Origin of the sequence: Bradyrhizobium sp. BEA-2-5 (genome assembly GCF_032918025.1) — a bacterium.
In the GTDB taxonomy this organism is placed as follows: Bacteria; Pseudomonadota; Alphaproteobacteria; order Rhizobiales; family Xanthobacteraceae; genus Bradyrhizobium; species Bradyrhizobium pachyrhizi.
This window is the reverse complement of the sequence record NZ_CP136629.1, coordinates 2,524,804-2,548,513: the sequence shown is the minus strand read 5'-3', so window position 1 is coordinate 2,548,513 and position 23,710 is coordinate 2,524,804. Positions and strand designations below refer to the sequence as shown.

Annotated in this window: 21 protein-coding genes and 2 pseudogenes; 15 read left to right on the top strand and 8 right to left on the bottom strand. The window is 65.9% G+C overall.

Annotated elements, in window-relative coordinates; all coding sequences use genetic code 11:
* Nucleotides 1-43: 43 nt before the first annotated feature.
* Nucleotides 44-736 (bottom strand): VOC family protein, encoded by a 693-nt coding sequence (locus RX327_RS11915; RefSeq protein ID WP_050387822.1) that lies wholly within the window; start codon nucleotides 734-736, stop codon nucleotides 44-46.
* Between the two features lie 144 nt (nucleotides 737-880).
* Between RX327_RS11915 and RX327_RS11910 the strand changes: the two genes are divergently transcribed.
* Both RX327_RS11910 and RX327_RS11905 read left to right on the top strand, forming a co-directional pair.
* Nucleotides 881-1,444, top strand: a complete 564-nt coding sequence (locus RX327_RS11910; protein WP_028334485.1) for a DinB family protein — start codon at nucleotides 881-883, stop codon at nucleotides 1,442-1,444.
* 107 nt (nucleotides 1,445-1,551) lie between these two features.
* Entirely contained in the window at nucleotides 1,552-2,280 is a 729-nt protein-coding gene (locus tag RX327_RS11905) for an alpha/beta fold hydrolase (RefSeq protein WP_050387823.1), read from the top strand.
* Here the strand turns inward: RX327_RS11905 and paoC are convergent.
* Genes paoC through paoA form a run of 3 tightly spaced genes read right to left on the bottom strand, consistent with a single transcriptional unit; the run spans nucleotide 2,277 to nucleotide 6,098 of the window.
* Nucleotides 2,277-4,478 (bottom strand): aldehyde oxidoreductase molybdenum-binding subunit PaoC, encoded by a 2,202-nt coding sequence (gene paoC / locus RX327_RS11900; RefSeq protein WP_317250354.1) that lies wholly within the window; start codon nucleotides 4,476-4,478, stop codon nucleotides 2,277-2,279. The genes RX327_RS11905 and paoC overlap by 4 nt on opposite strands.
* 31 nt (nucleotides 4,479-4,509) lie before the next feature.
* Complete coding sequence (locus RX327_RS11895; protein ID WP_050387825.1) at nucleotides 4,510-5,460, bottom strand: FAD binding domain-containing protein; 951 nt, start codon at nucleotides 5,458-5,460, stop codon at nucleotides 4,510-4,512.
* Nucleotides 5,457-6,098 (bottom strand): aldehyde dehydrogenase iron-sulfur subunit PaoA, encoded by a 642-nt coding sequence (gene paoA, locus RX327_RS11890; RefSeq protein ID WP_317250353.1) that lies wholly within the window; start codon nucleotides 6,096-6,098, stop codon nucleotides 5,457-5,459. Before paoA ends, RX327_RS11895 begins: the two co-directional genes overlap by 4 nt.
* 363 nt (nucleotides 6,099-6,461) lie before the next feature.
* Between paoA and RX327_RS11885 the strand changes: the two genes are divergently transcribed.
* The 9 genes and pseudogenes from RX327_RS11885 (at nucleotide 6,462) to RX327_RS11845 (ending at nucleotide 16,565) form a co-directional block, all read left to right on the top strand.
* Nucleotides 6,462-7,223: a crotonase/enoyl-CoA hydratase family protein gene (locus RX327_RS11885; protein ID WP_050387826.1), complete on the top strand. Its 762-nt coding sequence runs from the start codon at nucleotides 6,462-6,464 to the stop codon at nucleotides 7,221-7,223.
* 61 nt (nucleotides 7,224-7,284) lie between these two features.
* Nucleotides 7,285-8,955 (top strand): bifunctional metallophosphatase/5'-nucleotidase, encoded by a 1,671-nt coding sequence (locus RX327_RS11880; protein WP_317250352.1) that lies wholly within the window; start codon nucleotides 7,285-7,287, stop codon nucleotides 8,953-8,955.
* 285 nt (nucleotides 8,956-9,240) lie between these two features.
* A pseudogene (locus tag RX327_RS11875) lies at nucleotides 9,241-10,165 on the top strand (histone deacetylase family protein).
* Between the two features lie 127 nt (nucleotides 10,166-10,292).
* Complete coding sequence (locus RX327_RS11870) at nucleotides 10,293-10,544, top strand: exodeoxyribonuclease VII small subunit (protein ID WP_317250351.1); 252 nt, start codon at nucleotides 10,293-10,295, stop codon at nucleotides 10,542-10,544.
* 544 nt (nucleotides 10,545-11,088) lie between these two features.
* On the top strand, nucleotides 11,089-13,017 hold the full coding sequence (gene dxs / locus RX327_RS11865) for a 1-deoxy-D-xylulose-5-phosphate synthase (protein ID WP_317250350.1): 1,929 nt from the start codon (nucleotides 11,089-11,091) through the stop codon (nucleotides 13,015-13,017).
* Between the two features lie 103 nt (nucleotides 13,018-13,120).
* The gene (locus tag RX327_RS11860; RefSeq protein ID WP_028334496.1) at nucleotides 13,121-13,684 is read left to right on the top strand and encodes a nucleoside 2-deoxyribosyltransferase; all 564 of its coding nucleotides are present in this window, start codon (nucleotides 13,121-13,123) and stop codon (nucleotides 13,682-13,684) included.
* The gene (locus RX327_RS11855; RefSeq protein WP_317250349.1) at nucleotides 13,681-14,442 is read left to right on the top strand and encodes a TlyA family RNA methyltransferase; all 762 of its coding nucleotides are present in this window, start codon (nucleotides 13,681-13,683) and stop codon (nucleotides 14,440-14,442) included. The genes RX327_RS11860 and RX327_RS11855 overlap by 4 nt, the downstream gene beginning before the upstream one ends.
* Nucleotides 14,435-15,677: pseudogene (locus tag RX327_RS11850) on the top strand (class I SAM-dependent RNA methyltransferase). The gene RX327_RS11855 and the pseudogene RX327_RS11850 overlap by 8 nt, the downstream one beginning before the upstream one ends.
* Nucleotides 15,678-15,731: 54 nt before the next feature.
* A complete protein-coding gene (locus RX327_RS11845) occupies nucleotides 15,732-16,565 on the top strand; it encodes a nucleotidyltransferase domain-containing protein (RefSeq protein WP_157345602.1) in 834 nt (277 codons plus the stop codon).
* A gap of 104 nt (nucleotides 16,566-16,669) precedes the next feature.
* Here RX327_RS11845 and RX327_RS11840 read toward each other — a convergent pair whose 3' ends face one another.
* A complete protein-coding gene (locus RX327_RS11840; protein ID WP_317250348.1) occupies nucleotides 16,670-17,521 on the bottom strand; it encodes a DUF1194 domain-containing protein in 852 nt (283 codons plus the stop codon).
* Between the two features lie 233 nt (nucleotides 17,522-17,754).
* On the opposite strand from RX327_RS11840, the gene clpS reads away from it, so the two are divergent.
* Entirely contained in the window at nucleotides 17,755-18,060 is a 306-nt protein-coding gene (clpS, locus tag RX327_RS11835) for an ATP-dependent Clp protease adapter ClpS (RefSeq protein ID WP_317250347.1), read from the top strand.
* A gap of 90 nt (nucleotides 18,061-18,150) precedes the next feature.
* A complete protein-coding gene (locus RX327_RS11830; RefSeq protein ID WP_244482665.1) occupies nucleotides 18,151-18,915 on the top strand; it encodes a hypothetical protein in 765 nt (254 codons plus the stop codon).
* Here the strand turns inward: RX327_RS11830 and RX327_RS11825 are convergent.
* The 3 genes from RX327_RS11825 to RX327_RS11815 all read right to left on the bottom strand — a co-directional run bounded on the left by RX327_RS11825 (nucleotide 18,912) and on the right by RX327_RS11815 (nucleotide 21,968).
* Entirely contained in the window at nucleotides 18,912-20,105 is a 1,194-nt protein-coding gene (locus RX327_RS11825; RefSeq protein WP_317250346.1) for an adenylate/guanylate cyclase domain-containing protein, read from the bottom strand. The genes RX327_RS11830 and RX327_RS11825 overlap by 4 nt on opposite strands.
* Nucleotides 20,106-20,149: 44 nt before the next feature.
* On the bottom strand, nucleotides 20,150-21,238 hold the full coding sequence (gene aroC, locus RX327_RS11820) for a chorismate synthase (RefSeq protein ID WP_317250345.1): 1,089 nt from the start codon (nucleotides 21,236-21,238) through the stop codon (nucleotides 20,150-20,152).
* Nucleotides 21,239-21,368: 130 nt separating this feature from the next.
* Nucleotides 21,369-21,968, bottom strand: coding sequence for a histidine phosphatase family protein (locus tag RX327_RS11815; protein ID WP_050387834.1), 600 nt, complete (start codon nucleotides 21,966-21,968; stop codon nucleotides 21,369-21,371).
* A 227-nt stretch (nucleotides 21,969-22,195) separates the two neighbouring features.
* On the opposite strand from RX327_RS11815, the gene RX327_RS11810 reads away from it, so the two are divergent.
* Both RX327_RS11810 and RX327_RS11805 read left to right on the top strand, forming a co-directional pair.
* Complete coding sequence (locus RX327_RS11810; protein WP_317250344.1) at nucleotides 22,196-22,684, top strand: sigma-70 family RNA polymerase sigma factor; 489 nt, start codon at nucleotides 22,196-22,198, stop codon at nucleotides 22,682-22,684.
* Between the two features lie 67 nt (nucleotides 22,685-22,751).
* Entirely contained in the window at nucleotides 22,752-23,516 is a 765-nt protein-coding gene (locus RX327_RS11805; protein ID WP_317250343.1) for an anti-sigma factor, read from the top strand.
* The last annotated feature ends 194 nt before the right edge of the window (nucleotides 23,517-23,710 follow it).

Genomic DNA, 23,710 nt, shown 5'->3' with positions numbered 1-23,710 from the left:
ATCATATCATCGGCGCCGCCCGGGCGGGCAGAAAATTTGCTGGCTAGCGGTCGGACAGGCTTCCAACGATCGATGCGCGGCGGGACAGTTCGATCCAGTTGCCATCGGGATCGAGGATCATGGAGATCCGTGCGACCTCGCCGAGCGTCACCGGCGCAAGGCCTTCCCGCACGCCCTTGGCGCGCAGCTCGTCATGCACGGCATCGATGTCGGCGACCTGCAGTGTGATGTAGCGCCAGCCGCGCGCCGGCCGGATCGGATCGACCGTGGCGGCAGCGTCTTCCTTGAGCAGCATCAGGCTGTCGCCGAGGCGAAACGCCGGACCGCCCGACCATGATTGCTCGGCGAAGCCGAGGATGTCGCCGTAGAACCTGCGATGCGCGGCGAGGTCGCGCACCGCCAGCATGACGGCGATCTGGGTGATGCCGTCATGTCCGGGCGCGACCAGGCAAACGCTGTTGCCATCGGGGTCGGCCATGCGTTGCGGTGCGTCGACGCCAGCGCGCGCAATGATCAGCTCGCGATAGCCGCTCGGCGCCGCGTCCGGCAGCCGCTCGACATGATGGTTGAGCTTGATGACCGAACCCTGCGCGTCGTGCCGGTACTGCTTCTGCCCGCGGCGGATCGGCTGCACATGATCGAAGCGCAGCCTGGCATCGTGCTGCCAGAACCGCAGCATCGGCTCGAGGTCGTTGGAGGAAAGGCCGACGTCGATCACGTTCTTTGCCAGTTGCATCTGCTCCCGCCTTCGGATGAAGTGCACCACGATGGATTAGCTATGCGAGGATCAAGTCACCAACGCAAGCACCGCGATCACTGTCGCAGGTCGGCCGGCTCGCCGCCGCGCCCGCCTGAAACAGTCAATCCAGTGAGGACCGATATGCAAGCAGGCCTCGTTCAGACCTTTCGCGCTTTTGCGTACAATAACGCCTGGGCCAATCATCGCCTGCTCACGGCCTGCGCCGGTCTCAGCCAGGCGGAGTTCGCCGCGGCGCGGACCGGGTTCTTCCCGAGCCTGCAGGCGACACTGAACCACATTCATGTCATCGACCTGTTTTATATCGACGCGCTCGAGGGCGGCTGGCTCGGGCCGAAGGCGTGGGCCAATGAAGTGCCCTATCCGTCGGTGGCGCAGCTGAAAGACGCCCAGCGCGCGATCGATCAGCGGCTGATCGTGCACTGCGATGTGCTGACGGCTGAGCGGCTCGATGATGTGGTGAAGATCAATCGCGACACGAGCGTGCAGACTGAGCGGCGCGACCGCCTCTTGATGCATCTGTTTCAGCACCAGATCCATCATCGCGGCCAGGCCCATGCGATGCTCTCGGAGACCACAGTCAAGCCGCCGCAGCTCGACGAATTCTTCGCCGCCGGTGAAGCGCCGCTCCGCGCGGCCGAGTTCAGGGATCTCGGCTGGAGCGAGGCCACCGTGTGGGGCGGCTGAAGGCGAGGTTCCGCCCGCCATCGGCGATGTGGTTCCTGATCCGGAACGAGGTCTTGAAACCCGGCGCCTTCACGCTCACCTCTGGTGAAACGTGGGGAACTCTATCAATGCCTTTCGCCAATCACCGGGGCCAGCGTATCCATTACACCGTCGAGGGATCCGGGCCGCTGATCGTGCTGCAGCACGGTCTCTTGCTCGACGCCGCGAGCTGGAAACAATGCGGCGTGGTCGACGCGCTTGCCGATCGCTTTCGTGTCGTCTGCGTCGATTCGCTCGGACATGGCCTCAGCGACAAGCCGGCCGATCCGGCGCTTTATAACCAGGCGCAGCGCGCCGGCGACATCGTTGCCGTGATCGACGATCTCGGCGACGAGCGCGCCCATGTGGTGGGACACTCGATGGGCGGCTGGGTCGCGGTCGGCGTCGCCCGATTTTTCCCGGCACGGCTGGCGTCGCTGGCGATCGGTGGCTGGGACTTTCTCACCGGACTGCCGCGCGGCAATGCCGGCCCGCTGACCTATGGCGCCTTCATCACCTTTGCCCGCCGCACCGTGCCGGAACTCGCCGAATGGGTGACGCCGGATATCGAAGGCGGCGTGCGCGCCTGCTTCAATGCGCTCGGCCAGGTCGATGGCGCAAAGGACGCGGTGCTGTCCTCGCGCGTGCCGGTGCTGCTGTGGAACGGACAGGACGACGGACCGCATGCGCCGATGCAGCGCTTCGCCGCGGAGAACGGCCTCGATGCGATGTCGGTGCCCGGCGATCACCTCGGCGCGCTGTTTCAGCACGGCGCCGCGATCGGCCGGGGCATCGGTTCGTTCGTCGGGCGAGGTTAGACCGGCATCCCTGCGAGCAGCTTGTCGAGCGTGATCGGATAGTCGCGCACGCGAACGCCGGTCGCGTTGTAGACCGCATTGGCGACTGCGGCGGCGACGCCGCAAATGCCGAGTTCGGCGACGCCCTTGGCCTTCATCGGCGACGAGATCGGGTCGGTCTCGTCGAGGAAGATCATCTCCTGATGCGGGATGTCGGCATGGACCGGCACCTCATAGGCAGCAAGGTCGTGATTGATGAACAGGCCGTGCCGCTTGTCGACGACCAGATCCTCCATCAGCGCCGCGCCGACACCCATGGTCATCGCGCCGATCACCTGGCTGCGCGCCGCCTTGGGGTTGAGGATGCGGCCGGCCGCGCAGACCGCAAGCATCCGCCGCACCCGGATTTCAGCGGTGTCGGCGTCGACGCCGACCTCGACGAAATGCGCGCCGAAGGTCGACTGCTGGTAGGTTTTCGCGAGATCGCCATACTCGATGGCATCCTCCGCCACGAGGTCGCCGCCGCCGGCGGCCTGCGCCAGCGGCACGCTGCGATTACCGGAGCGGACCACGCCGTCGGCAAACACCGCCTCCGCGGAATTGAAGCCGAGCTTCTGCGCAATGGTCTCGCGCAGCTTGGTGCAGGCGGCATAGACGCCGGCGGTGGAATTGTTGCCGCCCCACTGCCCGCCCGAGCCGCAGGACACCGGAAAGTCGGAATCGCCGAGCCGCACCGCGACCTTGTCCAGCGGCACGCCCATCATCTCGGCGGCGGTCTGCGCGATGATGGTGTAGGAGCCGGTGCCGATGTCCGTCATGTCGGTCTCGACGGTCACGATGCCCTGCTGGTCGAGACGAACGCGTGCCGCCGATTTGGCCACGAGATTGTTGCGGAAGGCCGCGGCGACGCCCATTCCGACCAGCCAGCGTCCGTCGCGGACCGCGCCGGGTTTCGGGTTGCGCTTGTCCCAGCCGAACCGCGCCGCGCCATCGCTCAAGCACTGCACCAATTGCCGTTGCGAGAAGTGCCGCTCCGGATGCTCGGGGTCGACCTGGGTGTTGTTGCTGATGCGCAGCACGACCGGGTCGATGCCGAGCTTGTCGGCGAACTCGTCGATCGCGATCTCGAGCGCCATCATGCCGGAGGCTTCTCCGGGCGCGCGCATCGCATTGCCCTCCGGCAGATCGAGCGCCGCAAGCCGCGTCGCCGTCATCCGGCTGGCGCCGGCATAAAGCAGCCGCGTCTGACTCACCGCCATCTCGGGCTCGCCGTCCTTGACGTTGCCGGACCAGCTTTCGTGGCCGATCGCGGTGATCTTGCCGTCGCGCTCGGCGCCGATGCGGATGCGCTGGATCGTCGCCGGACGGTGCGTCGTGTTGTTGAACATCAGCGGACGTTGCAGCGCGACCTTGACCGGCCGGCCGGCCGCGCGGGCGCCGAGCGCGGCGAGCAGCACCTCGGCGCGCAGGAACAGCTTGCCGCCGAAGCCGCCGCCGATATAGGGCGACACCAGGCGGACATTCTCCTTGGGGATACCAAGCGTCTTCGCCATGTCCTCAGCGCCCCAGGCGATCATCTGGTTGGAGGTCCAGACCGTGAGCTTGTCGCCGTCCCAGGCCGCGATCGAAGCATGCGGCTCCATCATCGCGTGGCCTTGATCAGGCGTCGTGTAGGTGGCATCGAGCTGCACGGGTGCACCAGCGAGGGCGGAGGCGAAATCGCCGACGGCGGTATCGGCCGGGCCGCCGAATGACGGGTGCGGCGTGATGCCCTTGTCCCGCTCCGCGGCGAGATCGAACTTGCCGTCGCCCTTGACGTAGTCGATCCGGACCAACTGCGCCGCGGCCCGCGCCTGCTCGAAGGTCCCGGCGACGACGATGGCGACGGCCTGGTGATAATGCGCGATCTCGGGCCCGCCGAGCAGCGGTGCCGCATTGCGCTCGCCCTTGCCGAGCTTGCCGGCATTGCCCGATGTGACGATGGCGAGCACACCCGGTGCAGCCTTCGCCGCCTCGAGATCGATCGAACCGATCCGCCCCTTGCCGATCGCCGAACCGACCACGTAGCCATAGGCCTGGTTGGCCGCGACGTCGTGCCGCTCATAGGCGTAAGGCGCGGTGCCGGTGGTCTTGAGCGGCCCCTCGATCCGGCTGGTCGGGTGGCCGATCACCTTGAGTTGGTCGATCGGATTGAAGGTGGCGGGATGTTCAAAACGCATGATGTCAGGCCCTCATCTTAAGCCTTGGATCTCAAGCCCTGGCCTCGCGCAGCACCGCCGCCAGCGTTCGCTCGGCGAGCGGCAGCTTGTACGCATTGTCCTTGGTCGGCTTCGCATCGGCGAACAGGCGCGCGGTGACGGCCTTGGCGCCGTCGGGCAATTTCGCCTCCGCCGCCTCGACGCGCCACGGCTTGTGCGCCACGCCGCCGAGCGCAACGCGGCCGGTGCCGTCGCGCTGCACGATCGCGGCAACCGAGACCAGTGCGAAGGCATAAGAGGCGCGGTCGCGCACCTTGCGATAGGCCTGCGCGCCGCCGACCGGTTTCGGCAGCACCACCGCGGTGATCAGTTCGCCCGGCTCCAGGCTGGTTTCGATCTCCGGGCTGTCGCCGGGCAGACGATGCAGCTCGGCGATCGGAATGCTGCGCGTGGTGCCGTCGGGCCGCACGGTCTCGACGACGGCGTCGAGCGCGCGCATCGCCACGGCCATGTCGCTCGGATGGGTCGCGATGCAGGCGTCGCTCACACCGACCACCGCATGCTGGCGGCTGAAGCCGCCGATCGCGGCGCAGCCGCTGCCGGGCTTGCGCTTGTTGCAGGGCAGATTGGTGTCGTAAAAATAGGGACAGCGCGTCCGCTGCAGCAGATTGCCCGCGGTCGTCGCCTTGTTGCGCAACTGGCCGGAAGCGCCGGCGAGCAGCGCGCGCGACAGCACGCCATAGTCGCGCCGCACGCGGATATCGGCGGCGAGATCGGTGTTGCGCACCAGCGCGCCGATCCGCAAGCCGCCGTCCGCAGTCTCCTCGATGCGGTCGAGCGCCAGGTCGTTGACGTCGATCAGGTGCGCCGGCGTCTCGATCTCGAGCTTCATCAGGTCGAGCAGATTGGTGCCGCCGGCGATGAATTTGGCGTTCGCGGTGCCGGCGGCGGCTGCGGCCGCCGCGCCCGGCGAGGCGGCGCGCTCATAGCTGAATGATCTCATGCGCTCCTCCCGGCGACCTCGCTGATCGCCTCGACGATGTTGGGATAGGCGGCGCAGCGGCAGATGTTGCCGCTCATGCGCTCACGGAGCTCGGCATTGGTCAGTCGCAGCGGCGCATTCAGATCCGCCGTGACATGGCTCGGGATGCCGGCCTTGACCTCGGCAAGCACGGCGACAGCCGAGCAGATCTGTCCCGGCGTGCAATAGCCGCACTGAAAGGCGTCATGGTCGATGAAGGCCTGTTGCAGGGGATGCAGCCCGTCCGGCGTGCCGAGCCCCTCGATCGTCGTGATCTCGTCGCCCTGATGCATCACGGCGAGCGTCAGGCAGGAATTGATCCGCCGGCCGTCGACGAGCACGGTGCAGGCGCCGCATTGGCCGTGATCACAGCCTTTCTTGGTGCCGGTCAGATGCAGGTGCTCGCGCAGGGCATCGAGCAGCGTGGTCCTGGTGTCGAGCTCGAGTTGGTGGGTTTCGCCGTTCACGTCAAAGGATACTCTCGTCATCACGGGCGCTCCGGTCGGGGCAGATTGGGCGGCCGCAGGCGGGGGCGTCGCAATCGACGACGCCGCAAGCGAGGCGGCTCCAACAATCAACAGATGGCGCCGCGATAGTTCCAAACGTCCGGAGATCTGCATGCCGCCGCTCTCCTCAAGTCAGCCGGACACGGAACCACGACAACGACGTGTCGGGGTCTGCTCGGCCTGTCAGCAAAGGGGGAATGCCGCGAACAGCGGAATGTTTCTCGCGGGGAAGTTAAACTCGTCGCGAGCGTCACGGGCGCGGCAGGCAGGCAGCATCGCCGTGCGCGTCCGGCCTACGACCAACGTCCCCTGCCCGGTATCGCAAGCTCCGGTTATCTGCATTGCGCCGTTCTCATGCTCGCCCACGGGGAAAAGCGGCCCGGAACACGCTGGAGCTCTTGGGGCTTGCACCGGATCATGTAGGATGGCGGCACGACCTCCGCCGGCGACGTTGCCGGCCGACCCTGGGACCGCTCGATGACCGCGCATGTCATAGTGACCGACGAAGCCGCCACGCGCGTGATCCGGCTGCGCAGGCCCGAGAAGAAGAACGCGATTACCCAGGAGATGTTTCGCGCGATCAGCGACGCGATCGACAAGGCGCAGAACAATCCGAAGATCCGCTGCCTGATCATCACCGGCGGCTCCGGCGTGTTTACCGCGGGCAACGACATCGAGGACCTGCTCGCGCAGGGCACCTCGACCGGCGAGACCCCGCCGGCCTCCGACCTCGTCAAGTTCCTGTATTCGCTTGCCCACAATGTGAAGCCGATCATCGCCGCCGTCGACGGCGTCGCGATGGGCATCGGCACCACCATGCTGTTTCACTGTGACTATGTGCTCGCCAGCAAGACCGCACTGTTCTCGACGCCGTTCTCCAATTTCGGCCTGGTGCCGGAAGGCGCCTCGAGCCTGTTGATGCCGCGCATGATGGGCCACCAGCGTGCCTTCGCGATGCTGGTGATGGGCCGCACCATGTCGGCCGACGACGCCCGCGTCGCCGGCTTCGTCAATACCGTGGTGGCGCCGGGACATGCCGAGGTGGAGGCGCACAAGGTGGCGCGCGAGATCTGCGCGCTGCCGGCCGAGGCGGTGGCGATCTCGCGGCGCCTGATCCGGTTGCCGCCGGAGGACGTCACCCGCCGCATCGAGCAGGAGAACCATCTGTTCAGCGAACGGATGCGCTCCGAGGAAGCAGTCGAGGCGTTCAAGGCATTCATGGCTCGCCCGAAGGATTGAAACGAAGCGTCGCAAAATTGTAGTGGCGCGGCGCCATGATCCCGTGCTCCATGGACAGGTCATGAGACAGCCCCGCCTTTCCCCTCTCGCCGCGCTCTGCGCGTTCGGACTGGCCGCAGCAAGCCCCTGCCCGGCACAGGCCGCGGAGCCGGTGAGCCTGCGCATTCTCGCGATCAACGATTTCCATGGCAATCTGCGCCCGCCACCGGGCGGCATCCGCATCAACGACCCCGCTCACGCGACCAGGAAGATCATGGAGCCCGCCGGCGGCGCCGAGCGGATGGCCACCATCGTCAAGCAGCTGCGCGAGGGGCGCAAGAACACCATCTTCGTCGCCGCCGGCGATCTGATCGGCGCGAGCCCCTTCCTGTCGGCGATGTTCCACGACGAACCCTCGATCGAATCGCTCTCGATGATGGGCCTTGCGATCAGTTCGGTCGGCAATCACGAATTCGACGAGGGCAAAACCGAGCTCTTGCGAATGCAGAACGGCGGATGCCATCCCGTCGACGGCTGCCAGGGACCGCATCCCTTCACGGGCGCCAAATTCCGCTATCTCGCGGCCTCAACGATCGACAAGGCGACCGGCAAGACGGTGTTTCCGCCCTACGAGATCAAGCAATTCGACGGCATTGCAGTGGCCTTCATCGGGCTGACGCTGAAGAACACCCCGAACCTGGTGTCGCCGGCCGGCGTCGCGAGCCTCGACTTTCGCGACGAGGCCGAGACCGTCAATGCGCTGGTCCCCGAGCTGAAGGCGAAGGGCGTCGAGGCGATCGTGGTGCTGATCCACGAAGGCGGCTTTCCGACCGGCGACTATAATGAATGTCCAGGGATCTCCGGGCCGATCGTCGACATCGTCCACAAATTCGACCGTGCCGTCGACGTCGTGGTCAGCGGCCACACCCACCGCGCCTATGTCTGCGATATCGACGGGCGCCTCGTCACCAGCGGCGACAAATACGGCACGCTGGTCACCGCGATCGATCTTCAGCTCGATCCGAACAGCCATGACGTGATCAGCGCCAGCGCCGCCAACACCATCGTGCGGATCGCCGGCACGGCCAAGGATCCCGAGCAGAGCGCGCTGCTGGAATCCTACGACCGGCTGGCCGCGCCGATCGCGAGCCGCGCGGCAGGCTCGGTCACCGAAACGCTGTCGCGTACGCCTGCCGAAACTGGCGAGAGCCCGCTCGGCGACATCGTCGCCGATGCACAGCTGCTTGCAACCAGCGCCGAGCCGAATGGCGGCGCGGTGATCGCCTTCACCAATCCCGGCGGCGTGCGCACCGACATCGTCAAGCGCGAGGACGGCGCGGTGACCTATGCCGATATCTTCGCAAGCCAGCCGTTCCGCAACCAGCTCGTGACGATGACGCTGACCGGCAAGCAGCTCAAGGACGCGCTGGAGCAGCAATGGGCCGATCCGAAGCGGCCGCGCGCCCTCCAGGTCTCGAAGGGGTTCTCCTATGCGTGGGATGCGAGCAAGCCCGATGGCGCGCGCATCATCGCCGCACGGATGTCGCTGGACGGCAAGCCGATCGACCCGGCCGCGAGCTACCGCGTCACCGTGAACAATTATCTCGCCGAGGGCGGCGACGGCTTCACCGTGTTCAAGCAAGGAACCGCGCAGCAGTTCGGCATCTACGACGTCGATGCGCTCTATGCCTACTTCAAGGCCAACAGCCCGGTAGGCCCGACGGCAGGCAAGCGGATCGAGCGGATCAATTGAGCGAGGTCCAGGGGTGACGTACGCAGCCCCTCACCTCATTGCGAACGGAGCGAACCAATCCATTGTCTCCGAGCATGCGGCATGGATTGCTTCGCTCCGCTCGCGGTGACGCGGAAAACGCCCAGGCTTTGGAAGGACGGGAACAGGGATGATGTCGGCCCTTTCCGGAACGCCGCTAACGGCCTAGATTAGGGCCTACTCTTGCATGATCTTGGTCGGAAAACCGCTGCGCACTTTTCCGGATCATGCGTCCTCGCACGCGCATCGATTGCGCCGGGAATTTGCATGACACTGCTTCTGACGCATTCCGCCTGTCTCGACCACCTGACCCCTCCCGGACATCCCGAACGCCCCGACCGGCTGCGGGCGGTCGCCGAGGTGCTCGGCGAGGATCGTTTCAAGGCGCTGGTGCGCGATTCCGCGCCGGAAGGCGACCTCGACACCGTGCTGCTCTGTCACGGCGAGCACTATGTCAGCGAACTCCGCCACATCGCGCCGACCTCGGGCAAGATCTATATCGACGGCGATACCTCGATGTCGCCGGGCACGTGGGAGGCCGTGATGCGCGGCGTCGGCGGCGCAGTCGCGGCGACCGAGGCGGTGATGGCGGGCGAGCACCGCAACGCCTTCGTCGCGATCCGCCCACCCGGTCATCACGCCGAGATCGGCGCCGATGGGCTTCTGCTTCTTCGACAACGTCGCCATCGCGGCACGCCACGCACAGCGCAAATACGGCATCAAGCGCGCGGCCATCGTCGATTTCGACGTGCATCACGGCAACGGCACGCAGGACATCTTCTGGTCGGACCCGACCGTGATGTACTGCTCGACGCACCAGATGCCGTTGTTTCCAGGCACTGGGGCCGCCGGCGAGCGTGGCGAGCACGACACTGTCGTCAACGCGCCGCTGGCGCCCGGCGACGGCGGCGCCAAGTTCCGCTCCGCTTTCGAGAATCTGATCCTGCCGCAGCTGGAGAAGTTCTCCCCCGAACTCGTCGTCATCTCGGCGGGCTTCGACGCGCATCACCGCGATCCCTTGGCCTCGATCAACCTGACGGGCGAGGATTTCGGCTGGGTCACGCGCAAGCTGATGGATCTCGCCGACAAGAGCGCCGGCGGCCGCGTCGTCTCCGTCCTGGAAGGCGGCTACGACCTGCAGGGCCTGAAAGAGTCGGTGGCATCTCACGTCACCGCATTGATGGACGGGTAAATCCCCGCCACAATACGTCCGCAAAAATTCGATTGATTCTGCGCCGGGGCGAGCATGGCCTGCGACAGGTCATGTTTGGACGACAAGATCAGGTTGCGATCTGATCCACGCAATCGGGAACGCAAGAATGGCCGAGAATACCCAAGCCGACGTGAAGAAGCTCACCTTCGAGCGCGCGATCGAGGAACTCGAAACGATCGTGAAGCGGCTCGAAGACGGCAAGGTCCCGCTCGAAGAATCCGTGACGATCTATGAACGCGGCGAGGCCCTGAAGCGGCGCTGCGAGGAGCTGCTGCGTCAGGCCGAGGCGCGCGTCGACAAGATCACCACCGATGCCTCGGGCCAGCCGACCGGCACCGAACCACTCGACGTGCAGTAGCGCCACCGACCACCTCGATCGTGCGGCGCGATGTCCGCCACGGCGGGCAATTGTTGCTGTGCATTTCCAGCCACCCGTAAACCCCCGGGGCTACCCGCGCGGGTCGGGTACGGCTGCGAATCAGGCCGAGCCGCCCCGGCCGGCTGCCGTCAAATTAGGCGAATTGGAACCCGGCTCCCACCCAGGCATTGAAAAGATTAGGTTTTTTAGCGCGCCGCATAGGAACCCTGCGCCCCCTATCGGGTTGGCTTTGGCTGCGGCTTTGGTGTAATGCTTCCAGTTCTATGGGCATTTGAGAGTGGCGGGCAGCCCGACTTTTCGGGCGGCATGCATCTCAAATGGTTCGACAAAACTGAACCGGGACGGGTGAAGCGCGACCAAGGTGATGCATATCACGTGGTCCAATCCGGAGTGAATCTAGGCTTACAACCAGGCACCGGCCTGCCGGGGCGGCACCGAGTGTCTGGCATTCGCTGCGCGGTGTGCGCGCCATCCCATCTCGCGTCGGGCGGTTCGTTCCGACAGGCAAAATTGGAAATTCGCTGTGACCACATTTAGTAAGACGCCGCTTCTTGACACTATTCACACGCCGGATGACCTGCGCAAGCTGAAGGTCGAGCAGGTGCAGCAGGTCGCCGACGAGCTGCGGCAGGAGACCATCGATGCCGTCTCGGTGACCGGCGGTCATTTCGGCGCGGGCCTCGGCGTGGTCGAGCTCACCACTGCGATCCATTACGTGTTCGACACGCCACGCGACCGGCTGATCTGGGACGTCGGCCATCAGGCCTATCCGCACAAGATCCTCACCGGCCGGCGCGACCGCATCCGCACCCTGCGCACCGGCGGCGGCCTGTCCGGCTTCACCAAGCGCAGCGAAAGCGACTACGATCCGTTCGGCGCGGCGCATTCCTCGACCTCGATCTCCGCCGGCCTCGGCATGGCCGTGGCGCGCGACCTCTCCGGCGGCACCAACAACGTTATCGCCGTGATCGGTGACGGCGCGATGTCGGCCGGCATGGCCTATGAGGCCATGAACAATGCGGGTGCGATGAACTCGCGCCTGATCGTCATCCTCAACGACAACGACATGTCGATCGCCCCGCCGGTCGGCGCCATGAGCGCCTATCTGTCGCGGCTCTATTCCGGCAAGACCTATCGTACGCTGCGCGATGCGGCCAAGCAGATCAACAAGCGGCTGCCCAAGATCCTCGCCAACCGTGCCAACCGCGTCGAGGAATATTCCCGCGGCTTCATGATGGACGGCGGCACGCTGTTCGAGGAACTCGGCTTCTATTATGTCGGCCCGATCGACGGCCACAACCTCGACCATCTTCTGCCGGTGCTCAAGAACGTCCGCGACATGGAAGAAGGCCCGATCCTGGTCCACGTCGTGACGCAGAAGGGCAAGGGCTACGGCCCAGCGGAAGCGTCCGCCGACAAGTACCACGCCGTCGTGAAGTTCGACGTCGCGACCGGCACCCAGGCCAAGGCCAAGCCGAATGCGCCGGCCTACCAGAACGTGTTCGGCCAGAGCCTCGTCAAGGAAGCGCAGAAAGACGACAAGATCGTCGCCATCACCGCGGCCATGCCGTCGGGCACCGGCGTCGACATCTTCAACAAGGCCTTCCCCGACCGCACCTTCGATGTCGGCATTGCCGAGCAGCACGCGGTGACCTTTGCCGCCGGTCTTGCGACCGAAGGCTACAAGCCGTTCTGCGCGATCTACTCGACCTTCCTGCAACGCGGCTATGACCAGATCGTGCATGACGTCGCGATCCAGAGCCTGCCCGTCCGCTTCGCGATCGACCGCGCCGGCCTCGTCGGCGCCGATGGCGCGACCCATGCCGGCTCGTTCGACAACGCCTATCTCGGCTGCCTGCCCAACATGGTGATCATGGCGGCGGCGGATGAGGCCGAACTCGTGCACATGGTGGCGACCCAGGTCGCGATCGACGACCGTCCGAGCTCGCTGCGCTATCCGCGCGGCGAAGGCCGCGGCGTCGAGATGCCTGACGTCGGCGTTCCGCTCGAGATCGGCAAGGGCCGCGTGATCCGTCAGGGCAGCAAGATCGCCCTGCTCTCCTTCGGCACGCGCCTCGCCGAATGCGAGAAGGCCGCCGACGAGCTTGCCGCCCACGGCCTGTCGACCACGATCGCCGATGCTCGCTTCATGAAGCCGCTGGACACCGAGCTGGTGCTCAAGCTGGCGCGCGACCATGAGATCCTGATCACGATCGAGGAAGGCTCGGTCGGCGGCTTCGGCTCGCATGTCGCGCAATTCCTGACCGACCAGGGCGCGCTCGACAGCGGCATGGTCAAGTTCCGCTCGATGGTGCTGCCCGACGTGTTCCAGGATCACGACGCGCCCGCCGCGATGTACGCCCGCGCCGGTCTCGACGCCAAGAGCATCGTTGCCAAGGTGTTCGAAACCCTCGGCAAGGACTACAAGGCCGAGACCGTCAAGCTCGCCTGATCGCTGCGGGCGGCGCTCACTGGAGCATTTTCGGTTCTGATTGAATCAATCAGAACCGAAGCTCCAGGTTCTCGCTCGAAAACGCACCAGCCCCGGCAAGTCCATGAAGATCTATCTGGCAGGCCCCGACGTTTTCCTGCCGGACGCGGTCGAGATCGGCCGGCGCAAGGCGGAGGTTTGCGCCTATCACGGGCTGACCGGGCTGTATCCGCTCGATAACAGCATCGATCCCACCGCCGCCGGCGCCTCGCTCACCATCTTCAAGAGCAACGAGGCGATGATGGAGTCTGCCGACGCCATCATCGCCAACTTGACGCCGTTTCGCGGCCCCAGTGCCGACGCAGGCACGGTTTACGAACTCGGCTACATGGCGGGACGCGACAAACTGTGTCTCGCCTATTCCAACGATCCCACGTCCTACGCCAATCGCGTGGCGCGGCTCAGTCAGGTCGTGCCGGCATCCGACGGACGCCTGATCGATGCGGAGGGGCTGACGGTGGAAGAGTTTGGATTACCGGATAATCTGATGATGATGCACGCGCTCGACCTGCACGGCAGCCCGCTGGTGACCCCGCGCGAGCCGTCGGCCGACCTCTGGCACGACCTCACCTCCTTCGAGGCGTGCGTGCGGCTCGCTGCCGCGCAGCGCCGGCAGGCGGCGAAGTGACCAGAGCGGGCGACAACGACAACGACGCATCCGCCGGCAAGCGCATCGACGTGCTGCTGGTGGAACGCGGCCTGTTCGAAAGCCGGGCGCGGGCGCGCGCCGCCATCGACGCCGGCCTCGTCACCGCCGACGGCAAGCAGATCGCGAAGGCGTCCGAGATCGTCGCACCGGGCGCGGCACTCTCGGCGGAGCCGGCACATCCCTACGTCTCCCGCGGCGGCGTCAAGCTCGCCGGGGCGCTGGAGCGCTACCCGATTGAAATCGAGGACCATGTTTGCCTCGACGTCGGCGCCTCCACCGGCGGCTTCACCGAGGTGCTGCTGGCGAACGGTGCAAGCCTGGTGTTCGCGATCGATGTCGGCAGCAGCCAGCTGCATCCCTCGCTGCAGGGGCATCCGAAGATCGTCTCCATGGAGGCAACCGACATCAGGAGTTTCGAGGGCAAGCGCCTGCCGGCGCGGCCCGATGTCGTCGTGATCGACGTCAGCTTCATCTCGCTGAAGGCGGTGCTGCCGGTGGCGCTGTCGCTCGCGGCCGCGCCGATGAGCCTGCTGGCGCTGATCAAGCCGCAATTCGAGGCGGCGCGCAAACACTCCAAGCGCGGCGTCATCCGCAATGCGATGGTGCACCAGGAGATCTGCGCCGATATCGCGGCCTTTGCCGCTTCGCTCGGCTGCACCGACATCGAGATATTCCCCTCGCCGATCACCGGCGGCGACGGCAATGTCGAATTCTTCCTGGGCGCGCGCCGTGGTTGAGCTTCTTACCATCGACCATGTCGGTCACCGCGGCGACGGCGTCGCGATCGAGGGATCGCAATCGATCTTTGTGCCCTATGCGCTGGCCGGCGAAATGGTCGAGGTCGACGACGTCCCGGGCAACCATCCCGACCGGCGGCGGCTGCTGCGGGTCGTGCAGGCAAGCCCCGAGCGCATCGAACCGTTCTGCCCGCATTTCGGCGTCTGCGGCGGCTGCGCGATCCAGCATTGGGCGACTGAGCCGTATCGCGCCTGGAAACGCAACATCGTGGTGGAAACGCTGGCGCAGGCGAAGATTGCGGCGGAAGTCGCTGCGCTGATCGATGCCCATGGCGCGGGCCGTCGCCGCATCACGTTGCACGGCCGCATGGGCAGCCATGAGGTCCTCAAGGTCGGCTACGCCGCGGCAGGTTCGCACGACATCATCCCGGTCGATCGCTGCCCGATCCTCGATCCTGCGCTCGACGGCGCGCTCGAGGCGGCCTGGGCCACAGCCGAGCCGCTGATCGCGACCGGCAAGCCGCTCGACATCCAGGTCACCGCGACCGCCAACGGCCTCGATGTCGACGTGCGCGGCTCCGGCCCGCTGCCGACCCCGCTGGTCACGGCGCTGTCGCGCGTCGCCGAGCAGCATCGCCTGGCGCGGCTGACGCGGCACGGCGAATTGGTGCTGCAGCGTGCCTCTCCCGAGATTGCGATCGGAAAGGCGAAGGTCGTGCTGCCGCCCGGCTCGTTCCTGCAGGCGACCGTCCAGGGCGAGGAGGCACTGGCCGCGCTGGTTCGCGCGCATTGCGGACGCGCCAAGCATATCGCCGACCTGTTTTGCGGCGTCGGTCCGTTCGCGCTGCGCCTCGCGGAGAAGGCGCGGATCGCGGCCTTCGACAGCGACACGGGTGCGATCACCGCGCTACAGAAGGCCGCGCAATCGACGCCGGGGCTTGAAACCGATCAAGGCCGAGCCGCGCGATCTGTTCCGCCGCCCCCTGGTGCCGCCGGAGCTGCGCGACTTCGACGCGGTGGTGTTCGACCCGCCGCGCCAGGGCGCGCAGGCGCAGGTCACCCAGCTGGCGACGAGCAAGGTGCCGGTGATCGTCGCGGTGTCCTGCAACGCCGCAACGTTTGCGCGCGACGCGAAGATCCTGATCGACGGCGGCTACAGGATCGCGGACGTCACGCCGGTCGATCAGTTCCGCCACACGCCGCATGTCGAGCTGGTGGCGCGATTCGCGCGCTGACAGGACGCAGCGACTATCGCTGAGCGCGGGCAGTCTCGCTATAATCTGCGCTCCATGTCCGACGATCCGCTGCTCGCACGCATCATTCCCGTTCTCGCCGCCGTACCGGGCGTCGCCGCCATCGTGCTCGGCGGCTCGCGGGCGCGCGGCACGGCGCATGACACCTCCGACACCGATATCGGCCTCTATCATCGGGATGGCGCCGCGCCGGATATCGATCGGTTGCGCGAAGCTGTAACGGGTCTGGTCGACGATCCCGCTGTTGCGCATGTCACGCCGGTCGGCGAATGGGGACCGTGGATCGTCGGCGGTGCCTGGCTCACGATCGACGGCCGCAAGGTCGACCTGCTCTACCGCAGCATCGATCGGGTCTCCGCTGTCATCGATGCTTGCCGGAACGGCGAGATCAGCATGCACTATCAGCCCGGCCATCCGCACGACTTCTGCTCGGCGATCTGGATGGGCGAGGTCGCGCTGTGCCGTGCGCTGCACGATCCCGACGGCCTCGTCGCGGCGCTGAAGGCGAGGACCGTGCCCTACCCGCCGGCCTTGCGCGATGCGTTGGTGCGGCGCTTTCAATGGGAAGCCCAGTTCAGCATCGAGAATGCCGAGCTCGCCTTGCCGCGCGGCGACAGCACGCATATCGCCGGCTGCGCCTATCGCGCGCTGGCCTGCATCGCGCAGGTGCTGTTTGCGCTGAACGGGGCGTATCTGATCAACGAAAAGGGCGCGCTGGCACAGGCCGCGAATTTTCCGGTGACGGTTCGCGAACTGTCTGGACGTGTCGCGCAAATATGGCAAGAGATCGGCGCGGCCGAGCACGCCGCCGCGTTGCAGATGCTGCGCGCGATAGAGAGTGAGCTCCAGAAGATCTGTAGGGCGAGTTAGAACCGCAGGATGGGTAGAGCGCAGCGAAACCCATCATTCGCGCCGCGGATATGAATTGATGGGTTTCGCTGCGCTCTACCCATCCTGCGAGATTTCCATGATCGCTACCGTCCCCAGCGGTCCGACCAGATCTTCTCGCCAATCAGGCAGTTGACGCGCGGCTCCTTGTCGGCAACGCGCATCACGGGGCGCTCCGGCGTGCGGCCGGCGACTTCCATCAGCAGCTTGGTGCGGATCGCTTCCTTGAACTTGTCGCGATCCTTGATCGTGATGACGAAGGAGCCGGGACCTCCGATGACGCAGTCCTCATAGTATAAATCGAGATTGTCGATATCCATGGTCGAATAGGACGGCTCCTTGACCATGATCGGCAGGCCGTTGATGACGATGCCCTTCTCCAGGGCGGCATCGCGCGCCACCGTGACCGGACCGCCATTGTTGTTGGGACCGTCGCCGGAAATGTCGATGACGCGGCGCAAGCCGCGATGCGGATTCTCCTCGAACATCGGGATCGCGAAATAGATCGCGCCGGAGATCGACGTGCGCGAGGCGCGGCGCACCGGCGTCTTCATAATTTCGGCGGCGACCGCATCGGCGGATTCAGGGCCGTCGATCACCCGCCAGGGGATGATCATCTTCTGATCGCTGGAGGCCGCCCACTCGAAATAGGTCACCGCGATCCGGCCGTTCGGACCTAACTTCAGCGCCTGCAGGAACTCCTTCGACTGGATTGCCTGCGCATAGCCCTCGCGCTGGACCGCGAGCTCGTCCATGTCCATGGAGTAGGATACGTCGACCGCGAGGATCAACTCGATGTCGACGCTCGGTGTGGATTCCTTTTCAGCCAGGCGATGGCCGGGCTGGGTTCCCGGGCCGGGCGCGGCAACACCGGCCACATCGCCGCTGGCCAACATGCCCGCGACAAGCACCGCTCCGATCGAGACATACCAGCGCATTGCGGCCCTCCCGTCGTATGAGTGTCATGGTGACACGCAATTCAGGCGGCGAAAAGCGCAGATATCAGCTGTCCTTCACATTCAGGTTAGACGCCCACACTCAAGTCAGACTTCGCTTGTCTCGAATGCGGCGACGCGCGCCGTGCCGTTGCCGCAATGACGCCGTGCAAATCGAACGGTTCCAAGGCGCGCCTGAAGACGGTATTCTTACGGGGCAATCGCGAGGGAGTGCGATGCCGGACACCGTCACCAAGCCGAAAACCAGGACAAAGACCAAGGTCGAGCGGCCGCGGCTGCACAAGGTCATCCTGATCAACGACGACTACACGCCGCGCGAGTTCGTCACCATGGTGCTGAAGGCCGAATTCCGCATGACGGAGGATCAGGCCTACAAGGTGATGATCACCGCGCACAAGCTGGGTGCCTGCGTCGTCGCGGTGTTCACCAAGGATGTTGCCGAGAGCAAGGCGACGCGCGCCACCGACGCCGGCCGCGCCAAGGGCTATCCGCTGCTGTTCACAACCGAGCCGGAAGAATAGCGCGCCAGCGCCAGATTGCCACAGGCCTTGCCGCCAATTTTAGCGATCGCGGCGACCGGTGCTTTAGGGATCACATGGCATGAACGCGGCATGTCCGTCGCGCTGCGCCAACAACTGTCCCTGCGGAAGACTCGCCCGGAGACCTCGTTCGGGCCATTTCGCCCGTTGCCCGCCCTGCCTTGGCTCGTCATGGCGGCGGCGCTGCGGATCGTCGGCTACGGCAATCTCGGCCTGATCGTGCCCGCGCTGGCGCTGGCCAACGCTTGCGTGCTGCTCGCCTTCTTCGCGACGGCACGGGACTCGATCCAGGCTTCCGGAGGTCGATCATCGCTTGGCGAATTGACGCTGGCCGAGCAGATCAGACTGTCGCTGTCGATCCTGTGGCGGATCGTGCTCGTGATGATCGTGGCGTCACTCGGCGCCGCCGCGATCGGCTTCTCGTCGTTTGCACCGTATCTCTTGTCGGGCCTCGACGGCATGGCCTTCGATCAGGTCACCCATCTCGGCCGGTTCTGGAGTGCGGCGATCGCGGCGCTGGTGCTGCTGATCATCGTCAATGCGGAAGGCAATGGCGGCCGCGTTGCGCTGGTTGCCGCCGTCAAGGACCTTGGCCGGCACGCGCTCTGGCTTGGCGCGGCGGTGCTCGTGCTGGGCACGATCAACGTTGCGCTGGGCTACGGGCAGGCGCTTGTGCGCACCGCGATCTGGCACTTCTGGCAAATCTCGATGGTGGACCAGCCGCTCAAGAACCTGATCTACGTCGTCTTCATCTTCGGCTTCGCCATGCTGCGGCTGTGGATCACATTGTCGATCCTGACCTTCGGCCTGAAGCAGTCTTACGCCCGCGGCGGCTAGCTCGCGGCAGCGACCGGCGCCTCGTCGTACAGGCCGTAGACCCGTTCGGCCTTGGCAAATCCCGCGATCGGAAACTCGCCGAGATCGCTCCAGCCGCCGTCGCTGATGCCGGCGAAGCCTTCCGAGGCCACGATCGTGCGGCCGAGCCGGCTCGCGATCTTCTCCAGTCGCGCGGCGAGATTGACGGCAGGGCCGATGCAGGTGAAGTCGAGGCGGTTGCCGCCGCCGATATTGCCATAGAGCACGCGCCCGAGATGCAGGGCGACGCCGAAACGGAAGCGTTCGACGGCATCGCCATTGGCGAATTGGAGCGCCTCGACACTGGCGCGGGACTCGCGCGCCGCCTCCAGCACCTGCGCGCAGACATGCGCGGCATCGCCGACATATTCGTCGATCGGAAACACCGCGAGCAGGCCGTCGCCCATGAACTTCAAGACCTCGCCGCCATGGGCGAGGATCGCGCTGACCTGGCAGTCGAAATAGCCGTTGAGGATCTCGACCACGGTCTCGGCCGGCAGCCGGTCCGACAGCGCAGTGAAGCCGCGCAGGTCCGAGAGCCAGATAGCCGCCTGCATGGTGTCGGTATGACCACGGCGGATCTGGCCGCCGAGGATGCGTGCGCCGGCGCGGTTGCCGACATAAGTGTCGAGCAGCATCTCCGCGGTGCGGCGCAGGGTGATGATCTCGATGTAGCGTGCCAGCGGCACGGTGATCGAGCGGATCGCATCGAGCTGCTCCTCGGTGAAGCCGCCCGGCTGCCTGGTGGTCCAGCTCGAGGCATTGACGAAGCCGTCGGTGTAAACCAGCGGCATCGCGATGTAGTCGGTGACGCCCTCGGCCTGCAGGTCCACGACAATGGGAAAGCGTTTGCTCGCGGGGTCGTCGAGGCGCGCGCGTACTTCAACGCCCTGCCTGAACACGATCGACAGCGGGCTGACGGCAAAGTCCGGGGAATCCAGGATGTTGTGATCGACGGTGCCGGTTTCGACTTCGCTACCCGGCTTCCAGAAGAAATGGCGGCCATAGATCTCCGGATGCAGCGTGCGCACGAAGACGCCGATGCGCCACAGCGGCAATCCGGCCCGCACCAGCCGCTCGCAGCATTCCGCCATCATCTGCGGCGGGGTCGGCGCCGACCGCGCGCCGCCGATCATCCACTCGATGATGTCCCGAAGCTCCGACGCGTTCATGGCATTCCCCCAGGGCGGTCTGGCGACCGCCACTATATAAGGGATCAGCGCCCGGTCTGCCCGCGGTCGCGCAGAAAATGATCGGCCAGCACGCAGGCCATCATGGCTTCGCCGACGGGAACGGCGCGGATGCCGACGCAGGGGTCGTGGCGACCCTTGGTGAAGATCTCGGTATCAGTGCCCTTGCGATCGACGGTGAGACGCGGCTGCAGGATCGACGAGGTCGGCTTCACTGCGAAGCGAACCACTACCGGCTGTCCGGTGGAGATGCCGCCCAGCACGCCGCCGGCATGGTTGGACAGGAAGCGCGTGCCGTCATTGCCGGTGCGCATCTCGTCCGCGTTTTCCTCGCCGGTGAGCTCGGCCGCGCCGAAGCCGGCGCCGATCTCGACGCCCTTCACAGCGTTGATGCTCATCATCGCGGCCGCGAGATCGGAATCGAGCTTGGCATAGATAGGCGCGCCGAGACCTGCCGGCACGCCGTCGGCGACGACCTCGATCACCGCGCCGATCGAGGATCCGCTCTTGCGGATGCCGTCGAGATAGGTCTCGAAGAATGCGGCCTTGTCCTTGTCGGGGCAGAAGAACGGATTCTTGGCGATCTCGTCCCAGTCCCACTTGTCGCGATCGATTTTGTGCGGGCCGATCTGCACCAGCGCGCCGCGCACCCTCACATCGGGCAGGACTTTTCGCGCGATCGCGCCGGCGGCAACGCGCATCGCGGTCTCGCGTGCGGAGGAGCGGCCGCCGCCGCGATAGTCGCGCAGGCCGTACTTGGCTTCATAGGTGAAGTCGGCATGGCCCGGACGAAACTTGTCCTTGATCTCGGAATAGTCCTTGGAGCGCTGGTCGGTGTTCTCGATCAGGAGTCCGATCGGCGTGCCCGTCGTCACCTGCACACCGGTCTCCGGATGCGCCATCACGCCGGACAGGATTTTCACCTGATCCGGCTCCTGACGCTGCGTGGTGAAGCGCGACTGGCCCGGCCGCCGGCGATCGAGATCACGCTGGATGTCGGCCTCGGTGAGCGGGATCATGGGCGGGCAGCCATCGACCACGCAGCCGATCGCGACCCCATGGCTCTCGCCGAAGGTCGTGACGCGGAACATATGGCCGAAAGTATTGAAGGACATGGCGTGTCGTAACGCGCGGAGGCAGCGGGGTCAAACAGCCAGGCTGTCATTCCGGGGCGCCCGAAGGGCGAACCCGGAATCTCGAGATTCCGGGTTCGATGCTCCGCATCGCCCCGGAATGACGGGATGCTTAGCTATATTGGCGCAGCCCCTGCTCACCGAACACGTAGACCGCCCCCTGCTCGATATAAAGTTCGGCGGCCGAGGCCGGCGTCTCAAGGCCGAGCGCCACCATCAGCGCCCGCGCCGTACCGCCATGGGCAACCGCGACCGTGTCTGCCGTCACCGAGCGATACCAGTCGGTCATTCGCACCTGGACGTCGACATAGCTCTCGCCTCCGGCCGGCGACACCGTCCACTTCTCGGCCAGGCGGCGGGCATACAGTGCGGGGTCCGCAGCCTGCGCCTGCGCCAGGGTCGAGCCCTCCCACGTCCCGTAGCCGATCTCGCGCAGCCGCGCGTCGAGGGTGTAGTCGCCGGGCGGCAGGCCGAGCTCGGCGCGCACCAGCTCCATGGTCGCCCGCGCCCGGATCAGCGGGCTTGCGACGAACGGCACCGTCGTCTTGTCGCGGCCGTCGCGCGCCAGGAGATCGGCGAGGATGCGCCCGGCATGCGCCGCCTGGGCGCGGCCGCGCTCATTGAGGGCGATGTCCTGCACGCCCTGGAGCCGGCCTTCGGCGTTCCACGAGGTCTCGCCGTGGCGGATGTAATAAATCGTCGGTACCGGCATTCCCGTAACGGCTGGTCCCTGCTGTGCGAGAGGTCGGCCGCCTCAAGGCTTCCACGCTTCGAATTTTTTCGGATCGGAGGTACACCAGCACTTCGGCTGGCGACAAGCCCAAATCGGCCGCAGCTTGGGCGGTATGCGCGCAGATCGGCGCAGACGGAATAGCCACGCCGCCAGGGTGTTATGTTGGACAAGGCGGCTATCGCCGAGACCATCGAAGACTGGGATGCATGACCGCGTTTCGTCAAAGTGTCGAAGCCATGATACCGGCGCTGCGTCGCTATGCGCGCGCGCTGGCGCGTGACACGGATATCGCCGACGATCTGGTGCAGGATACATTGGTGCGCGCGCTGCGTTCGGAACGCCTGTTTCTCGGCGGCGACGTCAGGAGCTGGCTCTATACGATCCTGACCAACCTCAACAAGAACCGGCGGCGCTCACTGGCAAGGCGGCCGGCGTTCGTGCCGCTGCTCGACAACAATGCCGACGCCAGCGGGACCGAGGCCGAAGGACGTGACATCGAGAGGGCGCTGGCCACCCTCGTCGAGGAGCAGCGTTCGGTGCTGCTCCTGGTGATGCTGGAAGGCATGAGCTATCGCGAGGTCGCCGACATCCAGGGCGTGCCGATCGGCACCGTGATGTCGCGCCTGGCACGCGCACGGGCCCACGTTAAAGCCTCGCTGGAGGGTGAGCGCCCGGCGCTCAGGCGGGTGAAATGAGAATGTGCGCGATGGCCGGCGTTATGCATGAACGATTTTCGAACAAGATTTGGCAGAGACCACTGATATGACCGACCCGAACATTCCCGTCACCGAAGACGAGCTGCACGCTTACGTCGACAATGAGCTGCCGGCCGAACGCCGCGGCGATGTCGAGGCGTGGCTTGCCGCACATCCCGACGACGCGGCGCGGGTGCAGTCATGGCGTGCGATGGCCGAGACACTGCATGCGCGCTACGACACCGTGCTGGACGAGGCGGTGCCGAAACGGCTCGAGCTCGAGCGGCTGGTGCGCCAGCCGCGCCGCTGGGTCTATGGCGCGGTAGCAGCGACGGTCATGGCCTTCGTCGCCGGTGGCGGCGCCGGCTGGATCGCGCGCGGCGCCTCGGCGACGCCGTCGGCCTTCCAGAGCTTCACGGTCGATGCACTCGATGCGCATCGGCTCTACGTGGTCGAGGTCCGGCATCCCGTCGAGGTGCCGGGCAGCGAGCGCGACCACCTGCAACAATGGCTGACCAAGCGCTGCGGCTGGGACGTCCGCGCGCCGGAGCTGACCGGGCTGAAGCTTGTCGGCGGCCGGCTTCTGCCCGGGGCGAGCGGTCCGGCGTCGTTCCTGATGTATGAGGGCGCCTCGGGTGAGCGGTACACGATTTACACCGCCAAGGTGAAGACCGAGGCGACCCAGATGCGCTATGCCGTGCAGGGCAGCGATGGCGCGCTGTTCTGGGCGGATCGGGGGGTCGCCTATGTCGTCAGCGGCGGCACCGATCGCACGCGCCTGACCCAGGTCGCGCAGGCCGTCTACGATCAGATGGAGAAGAGCGGCGGCTGATCTCCGGTAAATTTACGGAAGATCAGGCCGTCAAAATTGCGTCATTTCGAGTAAGTGAATCCAGCCTCACTCAGTGTCCCAATTCCGACATCGAAAACTTCGATTCGCGTCATCGACGCGTCTCATTATCGCACCGGATGATCACGCGAAAATGAGCAGCGTTCGATCCGCCGATCGACGCGGGCGGCCTCGAT